25 protein-coding genes, 1 tRNA gene and 2 pseudogenes are annotated in these 17,428 nt (G+C 61.1%); 5 read left to right on the top strand and 23 right to left on the bottom strand.

Annotated features, from left to right (window positions below):
- From ABWP92_RS01565 to ABWP92_RS01550, 4 genes and pseudogenes are all read left to right on the top strand, one after another.
- Positions 1-238, top strand: a pseudogene (locus tag ABWP92_RS01565) (twitching motility protein PilT); the annotation flags it as partial.
- An 81-nt stretch (positions 239-319) separates the two neighbouring features.
- Positions 320-952 (top strand): cyclic nucleotide-binding domain-containing protein, encoded by a 633-nt coding sequence (locus tag ABWP92_RS01560; protein WP_353233577.1) that lies wholly within the window; start codon positions 320-322, stop codon positions 950-952.
- Positions 953-1,005: 53 nt separating this feature from the next.
- Positions 1,006-2,142 carry a PilT/PilU family type 4a pilus ATPase gene (locus tag ABWP92_RS01555; protein ID WP_353233576.1) on the top strand — a complete coding sequence of 379 codons (1,137 nt, stop codon included), beginning with the start codon at positions 1,006-1,008 and terminating at the stop codon, positions 2,140-2,142.
- 141 nt (positions 2,143-2,283) lie between these two features.
- Positions 2,284-3,201 carry an NAD(P)-dependent oxidoreductase gene (locus ABWP92_RS01550; protein WP_353233575.1) on the top strand — a complete coding sequence of 306 codons (918 nt, stop codon included), beginning with the start codon at positions 2,284-2,286 and terminating at the stop codon, positions 3,199-3,201.
- Positions 3,202-3,428: 227 nt separating this feature from the next.
- On the opposite strand, the pseudogene ABWP92_RS01545 reads toward ABWP92_RS01550, so the two are convergent.
- The 3 genes and pseudogenes from ABWP92_RS01545 to ABWP92_RS01535 form a co-directional block, all read right to left on the bottom strand.
- Positions 3,429-4,076, bottom strand: a pseudogene (locus ABWP92_RS01545) (BON domain-containing protein); the annotation flags it as partial.
- Positions 4,076-4,669, bottom strand: coding sequence for an SIS domain-containing protein (locus ABWP92_RS01540; RefSeq protein WP_353233574.1), 594 nt, complete (start codon positions 4,667-4,669; stop codon positions 4,076-4,078). The pseudogene ABWP92_RS01545 and the gene ABWP92_RS01540, both read right to left, overlap by 1 nt.
- Before the next feature lie 123 nt (positions 4,670-4,792).
- The gene (locus ABWP92_RS01535; RefSeq protein ID WP_353233573.1) at positions 4,793-5,173 is read right to left on the bottom strand and encodes a YraN family protein; all 381 of its coding nucleotides are present in this window, start codon (positions 5,171-5,173) and stop codon (positions 4,793-4,795) included.
- Between the two features lie 50 nt (positions 5,174-5,223).
- Between ABWP92_RS01535 and rsmI the strand changes: the two genes are divergently transcribed.
- Positions 5,224-6,159 carry a 16S rRNA (cytidine(1402)-2'-O)-methyltransferase gene (rsmI, locus tag ABWP92_RS01530; protein WP_353233572.1) on the top strand — a complete coding sequence of 312 codons (936 nt, stop codon included), beginning with the start codon at positions 5,224-5,226 and terminating at the stop codon, positions 6,157-6,159.
- Positions 6,160-6,201: 42 nt separating this feature from the next.
- Here the strand turns inward: rsmI and ABWP92_RS01525 are convergent, their stop codons facing one another.
- From ABWP92_RS01525 to rplN, 20 genes are all read right to left on the bottom strand, one after another.
- Positions 6,202-6,651, bottom strand: coding sequence for a hypothetical protein (locus tag ABWP92_RS01525; protein WP_353233571.1), 450 nt, complete (start codon positions 6,649-6,651; stop codon positions 6,202-6,204).
- Between the two features lie 351 nt (positions 6,652-7,002).
- Complete coding sequence (locus ABWP92_RS01520; RefSeq protein ID WP_502907431.1) at positions 7,003-8,238, bottom strand: Hsp70 family protein; 1,236 nt, start codon at positions 8,236-8,238, stop codon at positions 7,003-7,005.
- A 142-nt stretch (positions 8,239-8,380) separates the two neighbouring features.
- A tRNA-Met gene (locus ABWP92_RS01515) sits at positions 8,381-8,457 on the bottom strand.
- A gap of 42 nt (positions 8,458-8,499) precedes the next feature.
- Positions 8,500-8,895, bottom strand: a complete 396-nt coding sequence (rplQ, locus tag ABWP92_RS01510; protein WP_353233569.1) for a 50S ribosomal protein L17 — start codon at positions 8,893-8,895, stop codon at positions 8,500-8,502.
- Positions 8,896-9,004: 109 nt separating this feature from the next.
- On the bottom strand, positions 9,005-9,997 hold the full coding sequence (locus ABWP92_RS01505; protein ID WP_353233568.1) for a DNA-directed RNA polymerase subunit alpha: 993 nt from the start codon (positions 9,995-9,997) through the stop codon (positions 9,005-9,007).
- 115 nt (positions 9,998-10,112) lie between these two features.
- Positions 10,113-10,736: a 30S ribosomal protein S4 gene (gene rpsD / locus ABWP92_RS01500; protein ID WP_353233567.1), complete on the bottom strand. Its 624-nt coding sequence runs from the start codon at positions 10,734-10,736 to the stop codon at positions 10,113-10,115.
- A gap of 91 nt (positions 10,737-10,827) precedes the next feature.
- The gene (gene rpsK / locus ABWP92_RS01495; RefSeq protein WP_011803865.1) at positions 10,828-11,232 is read right to left on the bottom strand and encodes a 30S ribosomal protein S11; all 405 of its coding nucleotides are present in this window, start codon (positions 11,230-11,232) and stop codon (positions 10,828-10,830) included.
- A gap of 17 nt (positions 11,233-11,249) precedes the next feature.
- Positions 11,250-11,615, bottom strand: coding sequence for a 30S ribosomal protein S13 (gene rpsM / locus ABWP92_RS01490; protein WP_194769086.1), 366 nt, complete (start codon positions 11,613-11,615; stop codon positions 11,250-11,252).
- A gap of 23 nt (positions 11,616-11,638) precedes the next feature.
- On the bottom strand, positions 11,639-11,752 hold the full coding sequence (gene rpmJ / locus ABWP92_RS01485; RefSeq protein ID WP_019576345.1) for a 50S ribosomal protein L36: 114 nt from the start codon (positions 11,750-11,752) through the stop codon (positions 11,639-11,641).
- A gap of 162 nt (positions 11,753-11,914) precedes the next feature.
- Complete coding sequence (gene secY / locus ABWP92_RS01480) at positions 11,915-13,228, bottom strand: preprotein translocase subunit SecY (RefSeq protein ID WP_353233566.1); 1,314 nt, start codon at positions 13,226-13,228, stop codon at positions 11,915-11,917.
- A 23-nt stretch (positions 13,229-13,251) separates the two neighbouring features.
- Positions 13,252-13,683, bottom strand: a complete 432-nt coding sequence (rplO, locus tag ABWP92_RS01475; protein WP_353233565.1) for a 50S ribosomal protein L15 — start codon at positions 13,681-13,683, stop codon at positions 13,252-13,254.
- Positions 13,684-13,694: 11 nt separating this feature from the next.
- Entirely contained in the window at positions 13,695-13,877 is a 183-nt protein-coding gene (gene rpmD / locus ABWP92_RS01470; protein WP_066475638.1) for a 50S ribosomal protein L30, read from the bottom strand.
- 14 nt (positions 13,878-13,891) lie between these two features.
- Complete coding sequence (rpsE, locus tag ABWP92_RS01465) at positions 13,892-14,410, bottom strand: 30S ribosomal protein S5 (RefSeq protein ID WP_224152946.1); 519 nt, start codon at positions 14,408-14,410, stop codon at positions 13,892-13,894.
- A 15-nt stretch (positions 14,411-14,425) separates the two neighbouring features.
- Positions 14,426-14,791 (bottom strand): 50S ribosomal protein L18, encoded by a 366-nt coding sequence (gene rplR, locus ABWP92_RS01460; protein ID WP_353233564.1) that lies wholly within the window; start codon positions 14,789-14,791, stop codon positions 14,426-14,428.
- Positions 14,792-14,802: 11 nt separating this feature from the next.
- Positions 14,803-15,336, bottom strand: coding sequence for a 50S ribosomal protein L6 (rplF, locus tag ABWP92_RS01455; RefSeq protein WP_353233563.1), 534 nt, complete (start codon positions 15,334-15,336; stop codon positions 14,803-14,805).
- Between the two features lie 23 nt (positions 15,337-15,359).
- Positions 15,360-15,755, bottom strand: coding sequence for a 30S ribosomal protein S8 (rpsH, locus tag ABWP92_RS01450; protein ID WP_353233562.1), 396 nt, complete (start codon positions 15,753-15,755; stop codon positions 15,360-15,362).
- Positions 15,756-15,775: 20 nt separating this feature from the next.
- On the bottom strand, positions 15,776-16,081 hold the full coding sequence (gene rpsN / locus ABWP92_RS01445; RefSeq protein WP_011803856.1) for a 30S ribosomal protein S14: 306 nt from the start codon (positions 16,079-16,081) through the stop codon (positions 15,776-15,778).
- 8 nt (positions 16,082-16,089) lie between these two features.
- Positions 16,090-16,629: a 50S ribosomal protein L5 gene (rplE, locus tag ABWP92_RS01440; protein ID WP_353233561.1), complete on the bottom strand. Its 540-nt coding sequence runs from the start codon at positions 16,627-16,629 to the stop codon at positions 16,090-16,092.
- 9 nt (positions 16,630-16,638) lie between these two features.
- Positions 16,639-16,959: a 50S ribosomal protein L24 gene (gene rplX, locus ABWP92_RS01435; RefSeq protein ID WP_353233560.1), complete on the bottom strand. Its 321-nt coding sequence runs from the start codon at positions 16,957-16,959 to the stop codon at positions 16,639-16,641.
- 12 nt (positions 16,960-16,971) lie between these two features.
- Positions 16,972-17,340 carry a 50S ribosomal protein L14 gene (rplN, locus tag ABWP92_RS01430; protein WP_187597918.1) on the bottom strand — a complete coding sequence of 123 codons (369 nt, stop codon included), beginning with the start codon at positions 17,338-17,340 and terminating at the stop codon, positions 16,972-16,974.
- Between the last annotated feature and the right edge of the window lie 88 nt (positions 17,341-17,428).

Here is a 17,428-nt window from a genome sequence, read left to right as displayed (position 1 = left end):
CAAGACCAAGGACGGCCAGGGCCGCGTGGCCGCGCACGAGATCATGCTGGGCACCAGCGCGATCCGCAACCTGATCCGCGAGGCCAAGGTGGCGCAGATGTACTCCACCATCCAGACAAGCAATAACGTGGGCATGCAGACGCTGGATCAGAACTTGACCGATCTGGTGCGCCGCAACATCATCAGCCCCGCGGAAGCGCGCAGCAAAGCGAAGATTCCGGAGAACTTCCCGGGCTGACCCCAGGCCAGGCCCTTCCGATCAACCGCCAGCACTTGAAGCTCCCGACATGCCGGTGCTGTCGGGACAGGGAGATCCAGCATGAAAGGCTTATTCGACCTGCTCAAGCCCAGAAAGCCCGCGCACGCGAGAGAGGGCGACGAATCGACGCTGTTCACCACGGCGTTCACCTCCAAGCTCACGTCCGGCAAATCGGCGGTACCGTGGGAGGCGCGCGCCGTGGAAGTGGCTGCCATGCGCCTGCCCAAGAGCCGTGGCGGCAAACTGCTGCAAAGCGTCTGGTCGCAGGACCCGTACATGTCGCATCTGGCGCAGGGCAGCATCGAGCGCATGCAGCGGTTCTTTGCCTTTGCGACCGTGTCCTCCAACCGCGACCTGATCCGGCAGGACGAGTACGGCAATTTCATGATCGTCCTGCTCACGGGCACCATCGGCGTGGACCGGCGGCAGCCCTGGGGCGAATACCTGCGGCTGGCCGAAACCCGGCCCGGAGACATTCTGGGGGAGATGTCGCTGCTCGATTCGGGCATCCGCTTTTCCACCTGCACCACGCTCACCGACTGCGAAATCGCCGTGCTCAGCGCCGAAGCCATGGACGAGATGATGACCAGCGACGCGCCGCTGGCCGCGAGCCTGGTCGCGTTGCTGGCGCGAAAACTTTCGCGGCGGCTGCGCGTCGTCAGCTCACGACTCAGCGACAATCCCCATTCATGATGCAAATCACAGCCTGAGCAACAAGGGCTGCACGACCAACCGAGAGGAACCACATGGAACGCGATCAGGCCAGTAAATTCATCAACGATCTGCTTCGCTTGATGGTCAGCCGGGGAGGCAGCGACCTGTTCATCACCGCGGAATTCCCACCGGCCATCAAGGTGGACGGCGCCATCGCCAAGGTGTCGCCGCAGCCGTTGACGCCCACGCACACGCTGGTGCTGGCCCGCTCCATCATGAGCGACAAGCAGATCGCCGACTTCGAGCGCACCAAGGAGTGCAATTTCGCCATCTCGCCCGCGGGCATCGGGCGCTTTCGCGTGAATGCCTTCGTGCAGCAGGGCCGCGTCGGGATGGTGCTGCGGACCATTCCCCTCACGCTGCCCACGATCGACAGCCTGGGCGTGCCGCAGGTGCTCAAGGACGTGACGATGACCAAGCGCGGCCTGTGCATCCTGGTGGGCGCCACCGGCTCGGGCAAATCCACCACGCTGGCCGCGATGCTGGACTGGCGCAACGAGAATTCTTACGGCCACATCATCACCGTGGAAGACCCCGTGGAATTCGTGCATCCGCACAAGAATTGCGTGGTCACCCAGCGCGAAGTGGGGCTGGATACCGAGAGTTGGGAGGCCGCGCTCAAGAACACGCTGCGCCAGGCTCCCGACGTCATCCTGATGGGCGAGATCCGCGACCGCGAAACCATGGAGCACGCCGTGGCCTTCGCGGAAACCGGCCACCTGTGCCTTGCGACGCTGCACGCCAACAGCGCCAACCAGGCGCTGGACCGCATCATCAACTTCTTCCCTGAAGAGCGCCGCGCCCAGTTGCTGATGGACCTGTCGCTGAACCTGCGCGCGCTGGTCTCGCAACGCCTGATCCCCAAGCAGGACGGCAAGGGCCGGGCCGCGGCGGTCGAGGTGATGCTGAACTCGCCGCTGATCGCCGACCTGATCTTCAAGGGCGAAGTGGCCGAGATCAAGGAGATCATGAAGAAGAGCCGCAACCTCGGCATGCAGACTTTCGACCAGGCGCTGTTCGACCTGTTCGAGGCCAACGTCATCACCTACGAGGACGCGCTGCGCAACGCCGACTCCGTGAACGACCTGCGCCTGCAGATCAAGCTGAGCAGCCAGCGCGCGAAGACCACCGATCTCTCCGCCGGCACCGAGCACTTCTCGATCATCTGAACGGCCAGCGCGGGCCGCGGCAAAGTGAAGAGATTTCACGGCCGCACAGGCGGGGGCAGGCCGTTGAATCGGGTAATCTAGGAACCGATCGGCCCGCTCGATGCGCGGGCTTCTTGTTTTTGTTGACCGGAGACTTTCCACATGAGCAGCAGCATCCATCCCCGCACCTATGAAGCCACGCCCGCGCGCAAGGTCGCGTTCCTGGGACTGGGCGTCATGGGCTACCCCATGGCGGGCCATCTCGCGGCGGCGGGACACCAGGTGTCGGTCTACAACCGGACGACCTCCAAATCCGAAGCCTGGACCAGGGAATTTGGCGGCACCTTCGGCGCAACCCCCAGGGAAGCGGCCAAGGATGCCGACATCGTGTTCTGCTGCGTCGGCAACGACGACGACCTGCGCTCGGTCGTGCTCGGCGGCGACGGCGCATTTGCCGGCATGAAGCGGGGCGCGATCTTCGCCGACCACACCACCGCCTCCGCGCTGGTGGCCCGGGAGCTGTACGCACAAGCCCGCCAGCAAGGCCTGGCCTTCATCGACGCGCCGGTATCTGGCGGCCAGGCCGGTGCGCAAAATGGCATGTTGACCGTGATGTGCGGCGGCGATCAGGCGGCGTTCGATGCCGTGCGCCCCGTCGCCATGGCCTTCTCGCGCGCCTTCACCCGCATCGGCGACAGCGGCGCCGGGCAACTGGCCAAGATGGTCAACCAGATCTGCATCGCCGGCCTGGTGCAGGGGCTGTCCGAAGCCATCGCCTTCGGCCAGCAGTCGGAACTCGACATGGGCATCGTGCTCGACGTCATCAGCAAGGGGGCCGCGCAGAGCTGGCAGATGGAAAACCGCGGCAAGACCATGGCGCAGGGCAAGTTCGACTTCGGATTCGCCGTGGACTGGATGCGCAAGGATCTGGGCCTGGTGCTGGACGAGGCCAAGCGCAACGGCGCGCGCGTTCCGGTCACGGCGCTGGTCGATCAGTTCTATGGCGACGTGCAGCAGGCGGGTGGCGGCCGCTTCGATACATCCAGCTTGATCACACGCCTGCGCAAGACGAATCCGTGATTCTCCAACGGCGATAAAAAACGGGCCGGAGCTTCATGCCCGAGCCCGTTTTTTTCCGCAGCGGATCGCTGTCAGCGCACCGGCGCGGTTTCCACCGGAGGCAGCGGCGTGCCCTGAATCTCGGAGCGCGGCGGCAGCGATGTGGACGCCGCCGGCGCCACGGCCGAGCCGGCCGAGCCGGCCGCCGGTGCGACGTTGGAAGAAGCCGATGTCGCCGGCGACGGGGACGCGGCAGCCGGGTCCTGCGTCACGGGAGCTTCCTGCCTGGTGTAATTGGCCAGTTCATCCTCGGAGACCACCTCGAACACCCGCACCACCTTGCGCACGTTGTCCACGCCCCGGGCGATTTCCGCCGCGCGCTTGGCTTCACGCGGGGTGACGCGCCCCATCAGGTACACCACGTCGCGCTCCGTCACCACCTTGAAGACGTTGGCCGACAGGTCCTGCGCATCCACCAGGCTGGCCTTGACCTTGCCGGTGATCAGCGTGTCACGCGAGCGCTGTGAGAAGCCGCTGTTGGCCATGATGCCCAACTCGTTGACCACCGATTTGACGTTCTCCACCTCCATCGCCACCTTCTCGACCTTCTGGCTCTCCTCGACCGTCGGCACCTCCCCGGTGAGCAGCACCTGGCGGTTGTAGCTGGTGACGTTCACATGGCCACGTCCGGCCAGCGTGTCCTTGATGCGGCCGGAAGCCTTGTTCTCGATGGTTTCGTCCTCCACCTGGGTACCCGCGGTGCGGCGATCCGTCGCCATCAACGTGCCCACCACGGCGCCGCCGCCCAGCACCACGGGAGCGCAGGCGGTCAGGCCGGCAGCCAGGCATGCGGCGGCAAGCACGGTGCAAGCGGTTCGGGCATGAAGGAATTTCATCAAAGCATCTCCTGTTCACCAAGTAACTGGGTATCCACACCGTCGCAAAGGCAGTGCAGGATGAGTGCGTGCACTTCACGCACGCGCGCGGCGCGGTCGTGAGGCACGCAGATCTGCACGTCGGTCTCGCGCATCACGCCGCCCATGGCGCCCGCATCACGGGCGCACATGGCGATCACCGACATGTCACGCTCGTGCGCGGCAAGAACGGCCTCCAGCAACGCCGGTTCATCGCCATTCACGCACAACACGAGCAGCACGTCGCCAGCCGCGCCAAGCGCGCGCACCTGACGCGCGAATGCGCCGACCTCGAAGGACTGGGTCGCCGCGCCGGCCCAGCCGGCATCGGCCGAAAGCGCGATGGCCGCCAGCTCGGGACGTTCGCGCTCGAAACCCGCAACGCACATCATGGCGAACTGAAGCGCCTGCGCCGACGACAGTCCCGACCCGCAGGCCAGCACCTTGGAGCCGTTGGTCATGCAGGCCAGCAAGGCCTGCACCGCCGAATTGATGGGGTCGCTCAAAGCCTGCGCCGACTGATACTTCACATCGGCGCTGTCAATGAAATGTTGTTGGATACGTTGCTCAAGCATGGACTGCCGATGATACTTTGCCGTCGGCGGCGGTCGGTGGCTGAATGCCCCATTTCCGTATCGTTATATACAAGTTCCGGCGTTGCCGCGTTGCCTGGACCAGGTGGGAAATTCCGCCGGGGCTCACGCATCCGCATCGAATGCGGCCTGGAGCCAGCGCGGCGGAGCATCCGTTTCGAGCAGCACCACGTCGAAGCGGCATGGCGGCGGACTGGCGAGCGCAGCCAGATAATGGCGGGCGGCCAGGATGATGCGCCGTTGCTTGGCGCGGCCAATGCTTGCGCCCGCGCCGCCATAGTCGGCCCGCACGCGGCTGCGCACCTCGACGAACACCAGGGTTCCATCACGCTCGCGCATGATCAGGTCGATTTCTCCGCCGCCCCGGCCCGGCGTTCGATAATTGCGGGTGACCAGCGCCAGGCCCGCCTTGCGCAGATGGGCCAGAGCCCGATCCTCGGCCAGCATGCCCTGCGCCCGCGTGGTCGAGCCCGGCGCTTCAGCCATGGCCGCAGCCGGCTCCGTTCGTTTTATTTGCCATCTCCTCAGGAAATCCCATGAGCACATCTTTTGCCTCTGCCTTGAACGCTGCCCGCGATGCGGCCGGTGCTCAGAATTATCCGCAGGGCGCGCTGTATGTCGTGGCGACACCCATCGGCAATCTCGCGGATATCACGCTGCGCGCCCTGCATGTGCTGCAAATTGCCGACAACATCGCCTGCGAGGATACCCGGCACACGCAGCAGATGCTGCGCGCCTATGGGCTGGACAAGCCCGGCCAGCAATTGATTGCAGTGCACCAGCACAACGAGGCCGAGCGCGCCGGACAGATCATCGCGCTGCTGCGCGAAGGCAAGCGGATTGCGTATGTGAGCGATGCCGGGACGCCCGGCGTCAGCGACCCCGGAGCACGCCTGTGCGCGGCGGTGCACGCGGCCGGCCTGCGCTCCATCCCGCTGCCCGGAGCCAGCAGCGTGACGACAGCCATCAGCGTGGCGGGCCTGATTTCCCCCGGTGCCCAGGGTTTCCTGTTCGCGGGCTTCCTTCCCACCAAGGCGGCGGAGCGCGCATCGGCCATCGACCAGATCGGCCTGGAGCCCCGCGCCGTGGTGCTGCTGGAAGCGCCGCACCGCATCGAAGAACTGGCCAAGGCCCTGGCCGTGCTCGGCACGCGCCAGGTGACGCTGGCGCGCGAGATCAGCAAGCAGTTCGAGCAGATCACCACTCACTATGCGCACGGACTCCTGGACTGGCTGCGTGCCGACAGCCAGCACAGCCGCGGCGAATTCGTGGTGGTGATCCATCCGGCGGCTCCCAGCGAGGAGCATGATCCGAAGGAGCTGCAGGTCCTGCAACTGCTGCTGGCGGAGTTGCCGACGAAGACCGCAGTGCGGCTGGCCTCGCAGATTACCGGCGGAGCGCGTAACCGGCTCTATGACATGGCCCTGGCATTGAAATCCGGCGACGGCCCGCAGGAGGAGAGCGGCGGATAGGCCCGGCGCTCGGCGGCAGATCGGCGCATGGACCGCTCGGGCTTAGCACTGGCACGAACAGCCCGACACCCTGGGCATCGGCAGTTCCTGCGCGTCCTCGTCCATCACGATGAATCTGCGCATCGCCAGTTGACGCTGCGTGCAGCGCAATTCGGCGTCCAGCGTGTCACGTTCATCCTCCAGCGCGTCGAGCTGCTCCTGCAAGGCTGTCACTTGCTTGCCGGTGGTGCCAGCGGCTAGCGCCTGTTCGATGGAATCCTTCAGCACGACGTGTATTTCGACGATTTCCTTGCAACGTTGCGCCTGCCCTTGCCCGGGAATACTGATGACGGCAGCCGGTGACGGCGTTATGGCAAAGGCGGCCGGCTCCACCGCCATGTTCAAGTAGGCTGATCGCAAAGCCTCAAGATCCCTGGATGCACGATCAATGTCGCCCAACATCCTGTTGAGCCTCAGCAAATGCGACTTGGCAATCTTTTCCGGAAGCAACAAAAAAACTCCATTCCTAACAAAATGACAAATTCAGCATGAGGATTTTGGATATGGAAATCCAATCCAAAATTCAATGCTTCATAAGCATTGAGGCCAAAGTCTGCGATATACGTGATGCAAATCAATGAAAGTGAGCAACTGTCAGATTTGCTGCACGCAAACTCTCGTGAAATGAGCTATTAGTGAGCGCTTCAGTCATGTAGTGGCAATTTCAATCCACTGCTCACACTGCGAAGTTGCCCGATCGGAGCATGCAATTGCAATCACTTGTTCGTCCCTTCCCCAACAAGCCACAGCCTTCCGAGGAAGACACGCGGTACACCGCTGCGAATGGCGACGAGATGCTGCGCTTCAGGCGTACGCCAGGCCCGTCGCCACACCGCCGAACAAGTCACCTTCTACCTGTACCGTGTCCGGGAATGCATCGTGCAAGGCATCACGCAACGCTGTCAGCGCTGAAGAACCACCGGTGAGATAGATGGCATCAGGCTGCGCCAGGCCAGCGGCCCGAACGCAATCGCGCGCGCATGCAACCACCCGCGACAGCAAGACAGACAGATGCTGGTGCAAATCCCGGGGCGTGATCTGCGCCGCCAGCTCGCGATCAAGCCAGTCCAGCGCAATCGCCGCCGCCGCATGCGTGCCGGATGCGGCAATCTTCGCCTGCTCCACCGCATCGGCCAGCCGGTGTCCTTCCTTTTCTTCGAGGACACGCATGAGCCGCTGATGAAGCCGCTGATCTGTGTAGTCCCCACGCAGATCGCGCGCGGCCGCAATCGCCTTGGGCGCATAGAGCCACTGGATCAGATGCCAGGTGGACAGATCGAAGAAAACCCGGCTGGGCACCTCGCGGCCACTGGGGCCGATGTGCCGGTAGCCCAGCAACGGCATCACCTGGCTGACGCTCAGGCGGTGGTCGAAGTCCGTTCCGCCGACATGCACACCCGACGTGGCAAGAATGTCCGATGCCCGCTCGGCCTTGCCCGCATGACCTGGCCCCAGCCGTACCACCGTGAAGTCCGACGTGCCGCCACCGATATCGACAACCAGCACCACGGCCTCCCGCTCCAGGCGCTGCTCATAGTCCAGCGCGGCGGCGATGGGTTCGAGCTGAAAGCTCACCTCGCCGAGACCGGCATCCCTGGCGGCGGCCATAAGCGCGTTTTGCGCCTCCCGGTCGCGCTCGGGATGCTCATCGACGAAATGCACCGGCCTGCCAAGCACTACCCGTTCGGGCAGTCTGCCATCCAAAGATTCCTTCGCCTGCGTTGCCACGCGGCGCAGGAACAGCGAAATGATGTCCTGGTAGCTCACCAGCTTGCCATGCAGCGCCGTCCGTTCCTGCAGGAGCGCACTGCCAAGCAGACTTTTGAGCGATCTCATCAAGCGGCCCGATTCACCCTCCAGGTACTGCTTCATCGCATCGCGGCCAAAGTGCATGCTGTGTTCCTCGAAATGAAAGAACAGGGCCGACGGCATGCCCGTCGCGGCGCCTTCGAGCGGCAGCAAGCGCGCCGCCCCTCCGGGAGCACGCCATGCGGCCGCGGAGTTGGAGGTACCGAAGTCGATGCCCAGGGTACCGGGCATGGTGGGCGAGTGATCTGGCATGTTGGCTGAAATGGCGGCTCGATCCCGGCATCTGGCCAAAGGGCAGCGCGTATCCAGGGCCAGGGAAGCAGAGAGGCAAAAAAGAAAAAGCCCGCTTTTTTCAAAGCGGGCTTTTCAAACTTGGTTGCGCGAGAAGGATTTGAACCTCCGACCTTTGGGTTATGAGCCCAACGAGCTACCAGACTGCTCCATCGCGCGGTATGTGTTTATTATAACTTAGTTTTGCAGTAATTTTTCGAATTACGCTGCAGTTTCGTTATTTTCTGCTGCTGCTTCGGGAGCGCGGTCCACCAGCTCAACATAAGCCATGGGCGCATTGTCACCCACGCGGAAACCCATCTTCAGGATACGGGTGTAGCCACCGGGACGTGCATTGAAGCGCGGGCCCAGTTCGTTGAAAAGCTTGGTGACGCTGTCGCGGTCGCGCAGGCGGTCGAATGCCAGGCGGCGATTGGCAACTGTGTCCACCTTGGCCAGGGTGATCATGGGCTCGATCACGCGGCGCAGTTCCTTTGCCTTGGGCAGGGTAGTCTTGATGGCCTCGTGCTCGATGAGCGAGTTCATCATGTTCTTGAGCATCGCGAGGCGGTGCGAGCTGGTGCGGTTCAGTTTGCGGAGGCCGAGTCCGTGGCGCATGGTAATTTCCTTTTGAATTTAAAGCGACTAGCCGTATCAGGTACTAGCCGCTGCGCTTTTTGAAGGGCTCACCTTGAATCTGGTGAGCCAGCGATTATAGCGTTCTGGATCAACGCTTGTCGAGGCCGGCCGGCGGCCAGTTCTCGAGCTTCATGCCCAGCGTGAGGCCACGCGAAGCAAGAACTTCCTTGATTTCGTTGAGCGACTTGCGACCCAGGTTCGGAGTCTTGAGCAGCTCGTTTTCGGTGCGCTGAATGAGATCACCGATGTAGTAGATGTTCTCTGCCTTGAGGCAGTTGGCGGAACGCACGGTGAGTTCGAGCTCATCCACGGGACGCAGCAGGATCGGATCAAACGTTGCGTTGGAGCGCGAACCGGCGGGTGCATCGAACGCAGCGAGTTCGCCACCTTCGAGCTGCGCGAACACTGCGAGCTGTTCCACCAGGATCTTGGCGGATGCGCGCACCGCATCTTCAGCGGTAATGGCGCCGTTGGTTTCAATTTCAACGACCAGCTTGTCCAGATCTGTGCGCTGCTCGACACGCGCGCTTTCCACGGTGTAGCTCACGCGCTTGACCGGAGAGAATGATGCGTCCAGCACGATGCGGCCGATCGACTTGGTCGATTCGTCGGCATAGCGGCGCAGATTGCCAGGCACGTAGCCACGGCCCTTCTCCACCTTGATCTGCATGTCCAGCTTGCCGCCGGCGGACAGATGGGCGATCACATGATCCGGGTTGACGATCTCGACGTCGTGCGGAGTCTGGATATCCTGTGCGGTGACCACGCCTTCGCCATCCTTGCGCAGGCTCAACGTAACTTCATCGCGGTTGTGAAGCTTGAAGACCACGCCCTTGAGGTTCAGCAGAATGTTGACCACGTCTTCCTGAACGCCGTCGATGGAAGAGTACTCGTGGAGCACGCCCGCGATGGTGACTTCAGTGGCGGCGTAACCAACCATGGAGGAGAGCAGCACGCGGCGGATGGCATTGCCCAACGTATGGCCATAACCCCGCTCAAACGGCTCCAACTCGACCTTGGCACGGTTGTGGCCAAGCTGCTCAACGTTAATTGCCTTGGGCTTCAGCAAATTGGTTTGCATGCGAACTTCCTCTTAATACCCCCAGCTCGTTACACCGGTAAGGCTAGTGAAGCGCCTAAACCGCGATGCCTCGCGGTTCAGGAACAGTTTTTCGAAAACTTAGGCAAGCAGCGAATTAGCGCGAGTACAACTCAACGATCAGAGATTCGTTGATGTCCGCACCGAATTCATCACGGTCAGGAGACTTCTTGAAGACGCCTTCAACCTTGTCGGCATTCACCTCGACCCAAGCGGGCAGGCCCACTTGCTGAGCCAGTTGCAGCGCTTCGACGATGCGAGCCTGCTTCTTGGACTTCTCACGCACGGCAACCACGTCGCCAGCCTTCACCAGGAAGGATGCGATGTTCACGGACTGGCCGTTCACCGTGATGGCCTTGTGCGACACCAGCTGGCGTGCTTCTGCACGCGTGGAGCCGAAGCCCATGCGGTACACGACGTTATCCAGGCGCGATTCGAGCAGCGACAGCAGGTTGGCGCCGGTGTTGCCACGGCGACGGTCGGCTTCTGCAAAATAGCGGCGGAACTGCTTTTCCAGAACGCCGTACATGCGCTTTACTTTTTGCTTTTCACGCAGTTGCAGGCCGTAGTCGGAAGTACGAGCACCCGAAGTGCGGCCATGCTGGCCGGGCTTGGAGTCGAACTTCGCCTTGTCGGCGATCGAGCGGCGTGCGCTCTTCAGGAACAGGTCGGTGCCTTCACGGCGGGAGAGTTTGGCCTTGGGGCCGAGATAACGTGCCACTTGAGCTTCCTTGTCTTGTCATCTACCGCGCCCTGAAGGCACGGGAGCCACCATGGCATGAAGCCATGGTGGCGGTGGGCTTATTGAAAAATCAGATACGACGGCGCTTTTGAGGGCGGCAGCCGTTGTGGGGAACCGGCGTCACGTCGGAGATCGAGGTGATGCGGATACCCAGTGCGCCGAGAGCGCGCACCGACGACTCGCGACCCGGGCCGGGGCCCTTGATCTCGACGTCGAGGTTCTTGATGCCTTGTTCAATGGCAGCACGACCAGCCACTTCCGAAGCCACCTGGGCAGCAAACGGAGTCGACTTGCGCGAACCCTTGAAACCCTGGCCGCCGGACGAAGCCCACGACAGGGCATTGCCTTGACGGTCGGTGATGGTGATGATCGTGTTGTTGAACGACGCATGCACGTGAGCGATGCCGTCCGAAATGTTCTTGCGAACCTTCTTGCGAACACGCTGTGCGGCGTTGTTAGCGGGAGATTTAGCCATAGTGCTCTACCTAGTCTTTACTTCTTGAGTGCCGCTGCGCCCTTGCGCGGACCCTTGCGGGTGCGGGCATTGGTGCGCGTACGCTGGCCACGCATAGGCAGGCCTCGGCGATGGCGGAAACCACGATAGCAACCGATGTCCATCAAGCGCTTGATGTTCATGGTGGTTTCGCGGCGCAGGTCACCTTCGATGGTGAACTGAGCGATTTGGTCGCGGATCTTTTCGAGATCTGCGTCCGTGAAGTCTTTGACCTTCTTGGAGAAGGCGATTCCGCATGCTTCGCAGATCTTGCGAGCGCGAGTGCGACCGATGCCGTAGATAGCGGTCAGGCCAATCTCAGCATGCTGATGCGGAGGAATATTGATACCAGCGATACGTGCCATTTGCGTCCTCTAATACTTCTCAATCAACCTTGACGCTGCTTGTGGCGTGCATCTGTACAGATCACACGCACAACGCCCTTGCGGCGGATGATTTTGCAGTTGCGGCAAATCTTCTTGACCGAAGCCGAAACTCTCATTGCATTCTCCTAAATTTCCAATCGTCCCGGCTGCCTGCAGCGGAACACAAAGTCTCATCAAAAGTTTTGTGCCCGCGATACATCGAAGGGCATCAATTTACCGTTGCTATCAGGCGAACCCGGCATTATGCCGTATTCGCCCGATTCTTGCTTGACTCAGCTTCAGAGCGTTGTTTTAAAGTTAGCCTTCTTCAACAACGACTCGTACTGCTGCGACATCATGTAGTTCTGAACCTGGGCCATGAAGTCCATGGTGACAACCACGATGATCATCAGCGAGGTGCCGCCGAAATAGAACGGCACGTTGTACTTCAGGATCAGGAACTCCGGCAGCAGGCAGACGAATGTGATGTACACAGCGCCCACCAGTGTCAGCCGGACCAGGATCTTGTCGATATAGCGAGCCGTGTTGTCACCAGGACGGATGCCCGGGATGAACGCACCGCTCTTCTTCAGGTTGTCCGCCGTCTCACGGCTGTTGAAAACCAGCGCCGTGTAGAAGAAGCAGAAGAAAATGATTGCAGCGGCATAGAGCAACACGTAGATCGGCTGACCCGGGGTGAGCGCACCCGCGATGTCCTTCAACCAACGCATGGACTCACCGGCGCTGAACCAGTTCACCACAGTAGCAGGCAACAAGATGATGGACGAAGCAAAGATCGGGGGAATCACGCCGGCCATGTTGAGCTTCAGGGGCAGATGGGACGATTGGCCGCCATATACCTTGTTGCCCACCTGACGGCGTGCGTAGTTCACCAGGATCTTGCGCTGGCCGCGCTCCACGAACACGACGAAATAGGTCACCAGCGCAACGATCACGACGATCACGATTGCTGCCAGCGGGCCCATGGCGCCGGTACGGACAAGCTCCAGCATGCCGCCGATCGCATTCGGCAGGCCAGCAGCGATACCGCCGAAGATCAGGATGGAAATACCATTGCCCAATCCACGCTCGGTGATCTGCTCGCCCAGCCACATGAGGAACATGGTGCCAGCGGTCAGGCTGACAACTGCGGTCATGCGGAAGCCAAAGCCCGGGTTCAACACCAGGCCCGCGGAGCTTTCCAGAGCAACGGCAATACCGAGCGACTGGAAGATCGCCAGGCCCAGCGTTCCGTAACGCGTGTACTGGGTGATCTTCCTGCGGCCGGCTTCGCCTTCCTTCTTCAACTGCTCAAACGTCGGGACCACGTAGGTCATGAGCTGCATGATGATCGATGCCGAGATGTACGGCATGATCCCCAGTGCGAACACCGTGAAGCGCGAGAGCGCCCCACCCGAGAACATGTTGAACAGGTTCAGAATGCCACCTTGTTGGCCACTGAACAGCTGCTGTAGCTGCGCCGGGTCGATACCGGGTACCGGGATATGAGCCCCGATGCGGTACACAACCAACGCCAGCAACAAAAACACCAGCCGACGACGGAGATCGCCGAACTTGCCCGTTTTCGCAATTTGAGCTGCGTTAGTAGCCACGGATGCCTTTCTAGTTAGCCCGATCAGGCGACGGAGCCGCCGGCTGCCTCGATGGCAGCCTTTGCACCCGCGGTCGCGCCAATGCCGTTGAGCTTCACAGCCTTGGTGAGCTCACCAGACTTGATCACCTTCACGACCTTGGCGAGCTGACCCACCAGACCGGCATTCTTCAATGCGGCGACGTCGACTTCGGCCAGGCCGAGCTGGTTCAGGGCGGTGAGTGTCACTTCCGCATTGAACTTCAGGGAGGCAGACTTGAAGCCGCGCTTGGGCAGGCGACGCTGCAAAGGCATCTGACCGCCTTCGAAGCCTACCTTGTGGTAGCCACCCGAACGCGACTTCTGACCCTTGTGACCGCGACCGGCGGTCTTACCCAGACCAGAACCGATACCGCGACCCACGCGACGCTTGGCGTGCTTGGCACCTGCTGCAGGCTTGATGCTATTGAGTTCCATCATCAATCCTTTCAGAGAACCTTCACCAAGTAGGCGATCTTGTTAATCATGCCGCGCACTTCGGGGGTGTCCTTCAGTTCGCTGATGCTGTTCAGCTTGCGCAGACCCAGACCACGCACGGTGGCGCGGTGGTCTTGCTTGGTACCAATCGGGCTACGCACCAGTTGGACCTTCACAGTTTGTTGCGTTGTCATAGTGACGACTCCGATCAGGCGAACAGGTCTTCAACCGACTTGCCACGCTTTGCTGCCACTTCCGAAGGGGTCGTGGAATTGTTCAAAGCGTCGAAAGTGGCGCGAACCATGTTGTAGGGATTCGACGAACCATGGCTCTTGGCCACGATGTCGGTGATGCCCAGGACTTCGAAAACGGCGCGCATTGGGCCGCCGGCAATGATACCGGTACCCTTGGGAGCAGGAGCCAACATCACGTTGGCAGCGCCATGGTGACCCATCACGGTGTGATGCAGGGTGCCGTTCTTGAGCGACACCTTGATCATGTTGCGACGGGCTTCTTCCATAGCCTTCTGCACGGCAGCAGGCACTTCCTTGGACTTGCCCTTGCCCATGCCAACGCGGCCGTCACCGTCGCCAACCACGGTCAGTGCAGCGAAGCCGAGAATACGACCACCCTTCACAACCTTGGTGACGCGGTTGACCGCGATCATTTTTTCGCGCAGACCGTCGTCACGACCTTCGTCTTGCACCTTGGGGGAAAACTTTGCCATTTTTATCCGCTCCGCTTAGAACTGCAGACCCGCTTCGCGGGCAGCTTCAGCCAAAGCCTTCACGCGGCCGTGGTATGCGAAACCAGCGCGATCGAAAGCCACTTTTTCAACGCCAGCAGCCTTTGCCTTCTCGGCAATGCGCTTGCCAATGGCCTGTGCGGCTTCGACGTTGCCGCCCTTGCCTGCACCGCCGAGGGACTTGCGCACATCGGCTTCCGCCGTGGAGGCCGAAGCCAGCACCTTGGAGCCGTCGCCGGAAATCACGGTAGCGTAGATATGGAGGTTCGTACGGTTCACCGTCAGGCGCGCGATGCCTTGCTGGGCAATACGGATGCGCGTCTGGCGGGCACGACGAAGACGCTGCTCTTTCTTTGTCAACATGTTGCAGCTCCTTACTTCTTCTTGGTCTCTTTGATGACGACCTTCTCATCCGCATAGCGGATGCCCTTGCCCTTGTAAGGCTCGGGAGGACGCACAGCGCGGATTTCCGCGGCGAGCTGGCCAACGCGTTGACGGTCGGCGCCCTTGAGGACGATTTCTGTCGGCGAGGGAGTTGCCACGGTGATGCCGGCGGGCATCTCGAAGTTCACGGGGTGCGAGTAGCCGACGGCCAGGTTCAGCTTGGAACCGGATGCCGCAGCCTTGAAGCCCACGCCGATCAGCGTCAGCTTCTTCTCGAAACCCTTGCTCACGCCCACGACCATGTTGTTCACCAGCTGACGCATGGTGCCGCTCATGGCGTTGGCTTCACGGGACTCGTTGGCGGGGACAAACGTCAGCTTGCCGTCCTCCAGAGTCACCTTGACCAGAGCGTTCGGCGTCAGCGACAGATTGCCGCCCGCGCCCTTCACGCTGATCTGGTTGTCGTTCATCGACACGTCCACGCCTTGCGGGACGGTAACGGGGGATTTGCCTACACGGGACATTTCAGTTTCTCCTCAATGCCACGTTAAGCGACGTAGCAAAGCACTTCGCCACCCACACCGGTAGCACGTGCCTTGCGGTCGGTCATCACACCCTTGGGGGTGGTGACGATTGCCACGCCCAGGCCGTTCATCACGGTAGGAATGGAATCACGACCCTTGTAGACACGCAGGCCGGGGCGGCTCACGCGCTCAATACGCTCGATCACGGGGCGACCTGCGTAGTACTTCAATGTGATTTGGAGTTCGGACTTGCCGTCTTCCGTCTTGACTTGGAAGCCGTCGATGTAACCCTCGTCCTTCAGCACCTGTGCAATGGCAACCTTCACTTTGGAAGACGGCACCGAAACGGATGCCTTGGAAACCATTTGCGCATTGCGAATGCGGGTCAGCAAGTCAGCGATGGGATCACTCATGCTCATGTTGTATCTCTCCTGCCTGCTTACCAGCTGGCCTTGGTGACACCTGGGATGTCGCCAGCAAAAGCCAGTTCACGGATCTTTGCGCGACCCAGACCGAACTGGCGGAACGTGCCACGTGGGCGGCCAGTGATTTCGCAGCGGTTGCGCTGACGGGTCGGGTTTGCGTTGCGGGGGAGCTTCTGCAGACCCAGACGGGCTGCTTCACGCTCTTCGTCGCTGCGCTTGGCATCGCCGGCAATTGCCTTCAGTTCTGCGTACTTGGCAGCGTACTTGGCGGCCAGTTTTTCGCGCTTCAGTTCGCGCTGGATCAAAGCTACTTTAGCCATACGCCGCCTTAGTTCTTGAAGGGGAAACGGAAGCCAGCGAGAAGAGCCTTGGCTTCTTCGTCGTTCTTGGCTGTCGTGGTGATGCTGATATTGAGGCCGCGCAGTGCGTCGACTTTGTCGTACTCAATTTCAGGGAAGATGATCTGTTCTTTGACGCCGATGTTGTAGTTGCCGCGGCCGTCGAAAGCGCGGCCGGAGATACCACGGAAGTCACGAACGCGCGGCAGTGCCACGGTCACGAAACGATCCAGGAATTCATACATCTGAACGCCACGCAGGGTCACCATGCAGCCAATGGCCTGGCCTTCGCGGATCTTGAATCCGGCGATTGGCTTCTTGGCCTTGGTCACCACGGGCTTCTGGCCAGCGATCTTGGTGAGGTCGCCCACGGCGTGGTCCATCACCTTCTTGTCAGCCACGGCTTCGCTCACACCCATGTTCAGGGTGATCTTGGTCAGACGCGGGACTTCCATAGGAGACTTGTAGCCGAACTTTTCCGTCAGTTCAGCCACGATCTTTTCGCGATAGTATTTTTGCAGTCGTGCCATGTTGACTCCTTAGGCTGCCTTGATTTCGGCGCCGTTGGACTTGAACACGCGAACGCGCGAACCGTCAGCTTGCACCTTGATGCCTACGCGGTCAGCCTTGCCCGTTGCGGCATTGAAGATGGCCACGTTGGACTGGTGGATGGGCATTGCCTTTTCCACGATGCCGCCAGTCGTACCCTTCATGGGGTTCGGCTTGACGTGCTTCTTGACCAGATTGATGCCTTCCACGACCACGTGGGAGTCATCCTTGCGCAGCGAAACCGTGCCACGCTTACCCTTGTCGCGCCCTGTGAGCACGATGACTTCATCGCCCTTGCGAATCTTGTTCATGACTCGTGTTCCTTAGAGAACTTCAGGCGCCAACGACACGATCTTCATGAACTTTTCAGTACGCAGTTCACGTGTCACGGGGCCAAAAATGCGGGTGCCGATAGGCTCCAGCTTGGAGTTCAGCAACACTGCCGCGTTGCCATCGAATTTGACGAGCGAACCGTCGCCACGGCGGATGCCCTTGGCTGTACGAACCACCACTGCGCTGAGCACATCGCCTTTCTTGACGCGGCCGCGCGGTGCTGCTTCCTTGACGCTCACCTTGATGATGTCGCCGACGCTTGCATAGCGGCGCTTGGAACCACCCAGCACCTTGATGCAGAGGACGGACTTCGCGCCGGTGTTATCGGCGACGTCTAACCGAGATTCTGTCTGGATCATTTCAATATTCCCAACTTGCACCGGAAAGCCCACACGAATGAAAGCTACCAGTCAGTCTTGGGCCCGTCGTCAGAGCTGCAAACCATTC

Origin of the sequence: Diaphorobacter ruginosibacter, assembly GCF_040396215.1 — a bacterium.
In the GTDB taxonomy this organism is placed as follows: Bacteria; Pseudomonadota; Gammaproteobacteria; order Burkholderiales; family Burkholderiaceae_C; genus Diaphorobacter_A; species Diaphorobacter_A ruginosibacter_A.
The sequence above is the reverse complement of the archived record's forward strand: the minus strand, read 5'-3'. Positions and strand labels throughout refer to the sequence as shown.

Excerpts from the sequence above, each read along its gene's own strand:
- ABWP92_RS01560 (WP_353233577.1), top strand. The coding sequence starts at position 320 with ATGAAAGGCTTATTCGACCTGCTCAAGCCCAGAAAGCCCGCGCACGCG.
- ABWP92_RS01555 (WP_353233576.1), top strand. The coding sequence starts at position 1,006 with ATGGAACGCGATCAGGCCAGTAAATTCATCAACGATCTGCTTCGCTTG.
- ABWP92_RS01550 (WP_353233575.1), top strand. The coding sequence starts at position 2,284 with ATGAGCAGCAGCATCCATCCCCGCACCTATGAAGCCACGCCCGCGCGC.
- ABWP92_RS01540 (WP_353233574.1), bottom strand. The coding sequence starts at position 4,669 with ATGCTTGAGCAACGTATCCAACAACATTTCATTGACAGCGCCGATGTG.
- ABWP92_RS01535 (WP_353233573.1), bottom strand. The coding sequence starts at position 5,173 with ATGGCTGAAGCGCCGGGCTCGACCACGCGGGCGCAGGGCATGCTGGCC.
- rsmI (WP_353233572.1), top strand. The coding sequence starts at position 5,224 with ATGAGCACATCTTTTGCCTCTGCCTTGAACGCTGCCCGCGATGCGGCC.
- ABWP92_RS01520 (WP_502907431.1), bottom strand. The coding sequence starts at position 8,238 with ATGCCCGGTACCCTGGGCATCGACTTCGGTACCTCCAACTCCGCGGCC.
- rplQ (WP_353233569.1), bottom strand. The coding sequence starts at position 8,895 with ATGCGCCACGGACTCGGCCTCCGCAAACTGAACCGCACCAGCTCGCAC.
- ABWP92_RS01505 (WP_353233568.1), bottom strand. The coding sequence starts at position 9,997 with ATGCAAACCAATTTGCTGAAGCCCAAGGCAATTAACGTTGAGCAGCTT.
- rpsK (WP_011803865.1), bottom strand. The coding sequence starts at position 11,232 with ATGGCTAAATCTCCCGCTAACAACGCCGCACAGCGTGTTCGCAAGAAG.
- rpsM (WP_194769086.1), bottom strand. The coding sequence starts at position 11,615 with ATGGCACGTATCGCTGGTATCAATATTCCTCCGCATCAGCATGCTGAG.
- rpmJ (WP_019576345.1), bottom strand. The coding sequence starts at position 11,752 with ATGAGAGTTTCGGCTTCGGTCAAGAAGATTTGCCGCAACTGCAAAATC.
- rplO (WP_353233565.1), bottom strand. The coding sequence starts at position 13,683 with ATGGAACTCAATAGCATCAAGCCTGCAGCAGGTGCCAAGCACGCCAAG.
- rpmD (WP_066475638.1), bottom strand. The coding sequence starts at position 13,877 with ATGACAACGCAACAAACTGTGAAGGTCCAACTGGTGCGTAGCCCGATT.
- rpsE (WP_224152946.1), bottom strand. The coding sequence starts at position 14,410 with ATGGCAAAGTTTTCCCCCAAGGTGCAAGACGAAGGTCGTGACGACGGT.
- rplR (WP_353233564.1), bottom strand. The coding sequence starts at position 14,791 with ATGTTGACAAAGAAAGAGCAGCGTCTTCGTCGTGCCCGCCAGACGCGC.
- rplF (WP_353233563.1), bottom strand. The coding sequence starts at position 15,336 with ATGTCCCGTGTAGGCAAATCCCCCGTTACCGTCCCGCAAGGCGTGGAC.
- rpsH (WP_353233562.1), bottom strand. The coding sequence starts at position 15,755 with ATGAGCATGAGTGATCCCATCGCTGACTTGCTGACCCGCATTCGCAAT.
- rpsN (WP_011803856.1), bottom strand. The coding sequence starts at position 16,081 with ATGGCTAAAGTAGCTTTGATCCAGCGCGAACTGAAGCGCGAAAAACTG.
- rplE (WP_353233561.1), bottom strand. The coding sequence starts at position 16,629 with ATGGCACGACTGCAAAAATACTATCGCGAAAAGATCGTGGCTGAACTG.
- rplX (WP_353233560.1), bottom strand. The coding sequence starts at position 16,959 with ATGAACAAGATTCGCAAGGGCGATGAAGTCATCGTGCTCACAGGGCGC.
- rplN (WP_187597918.1), bottom strand. The coding sequence starts at position 17,340 with ATGATCCAGACAGAATCTCGGTTAGACGTCGCCGATAACACCGGCGCG.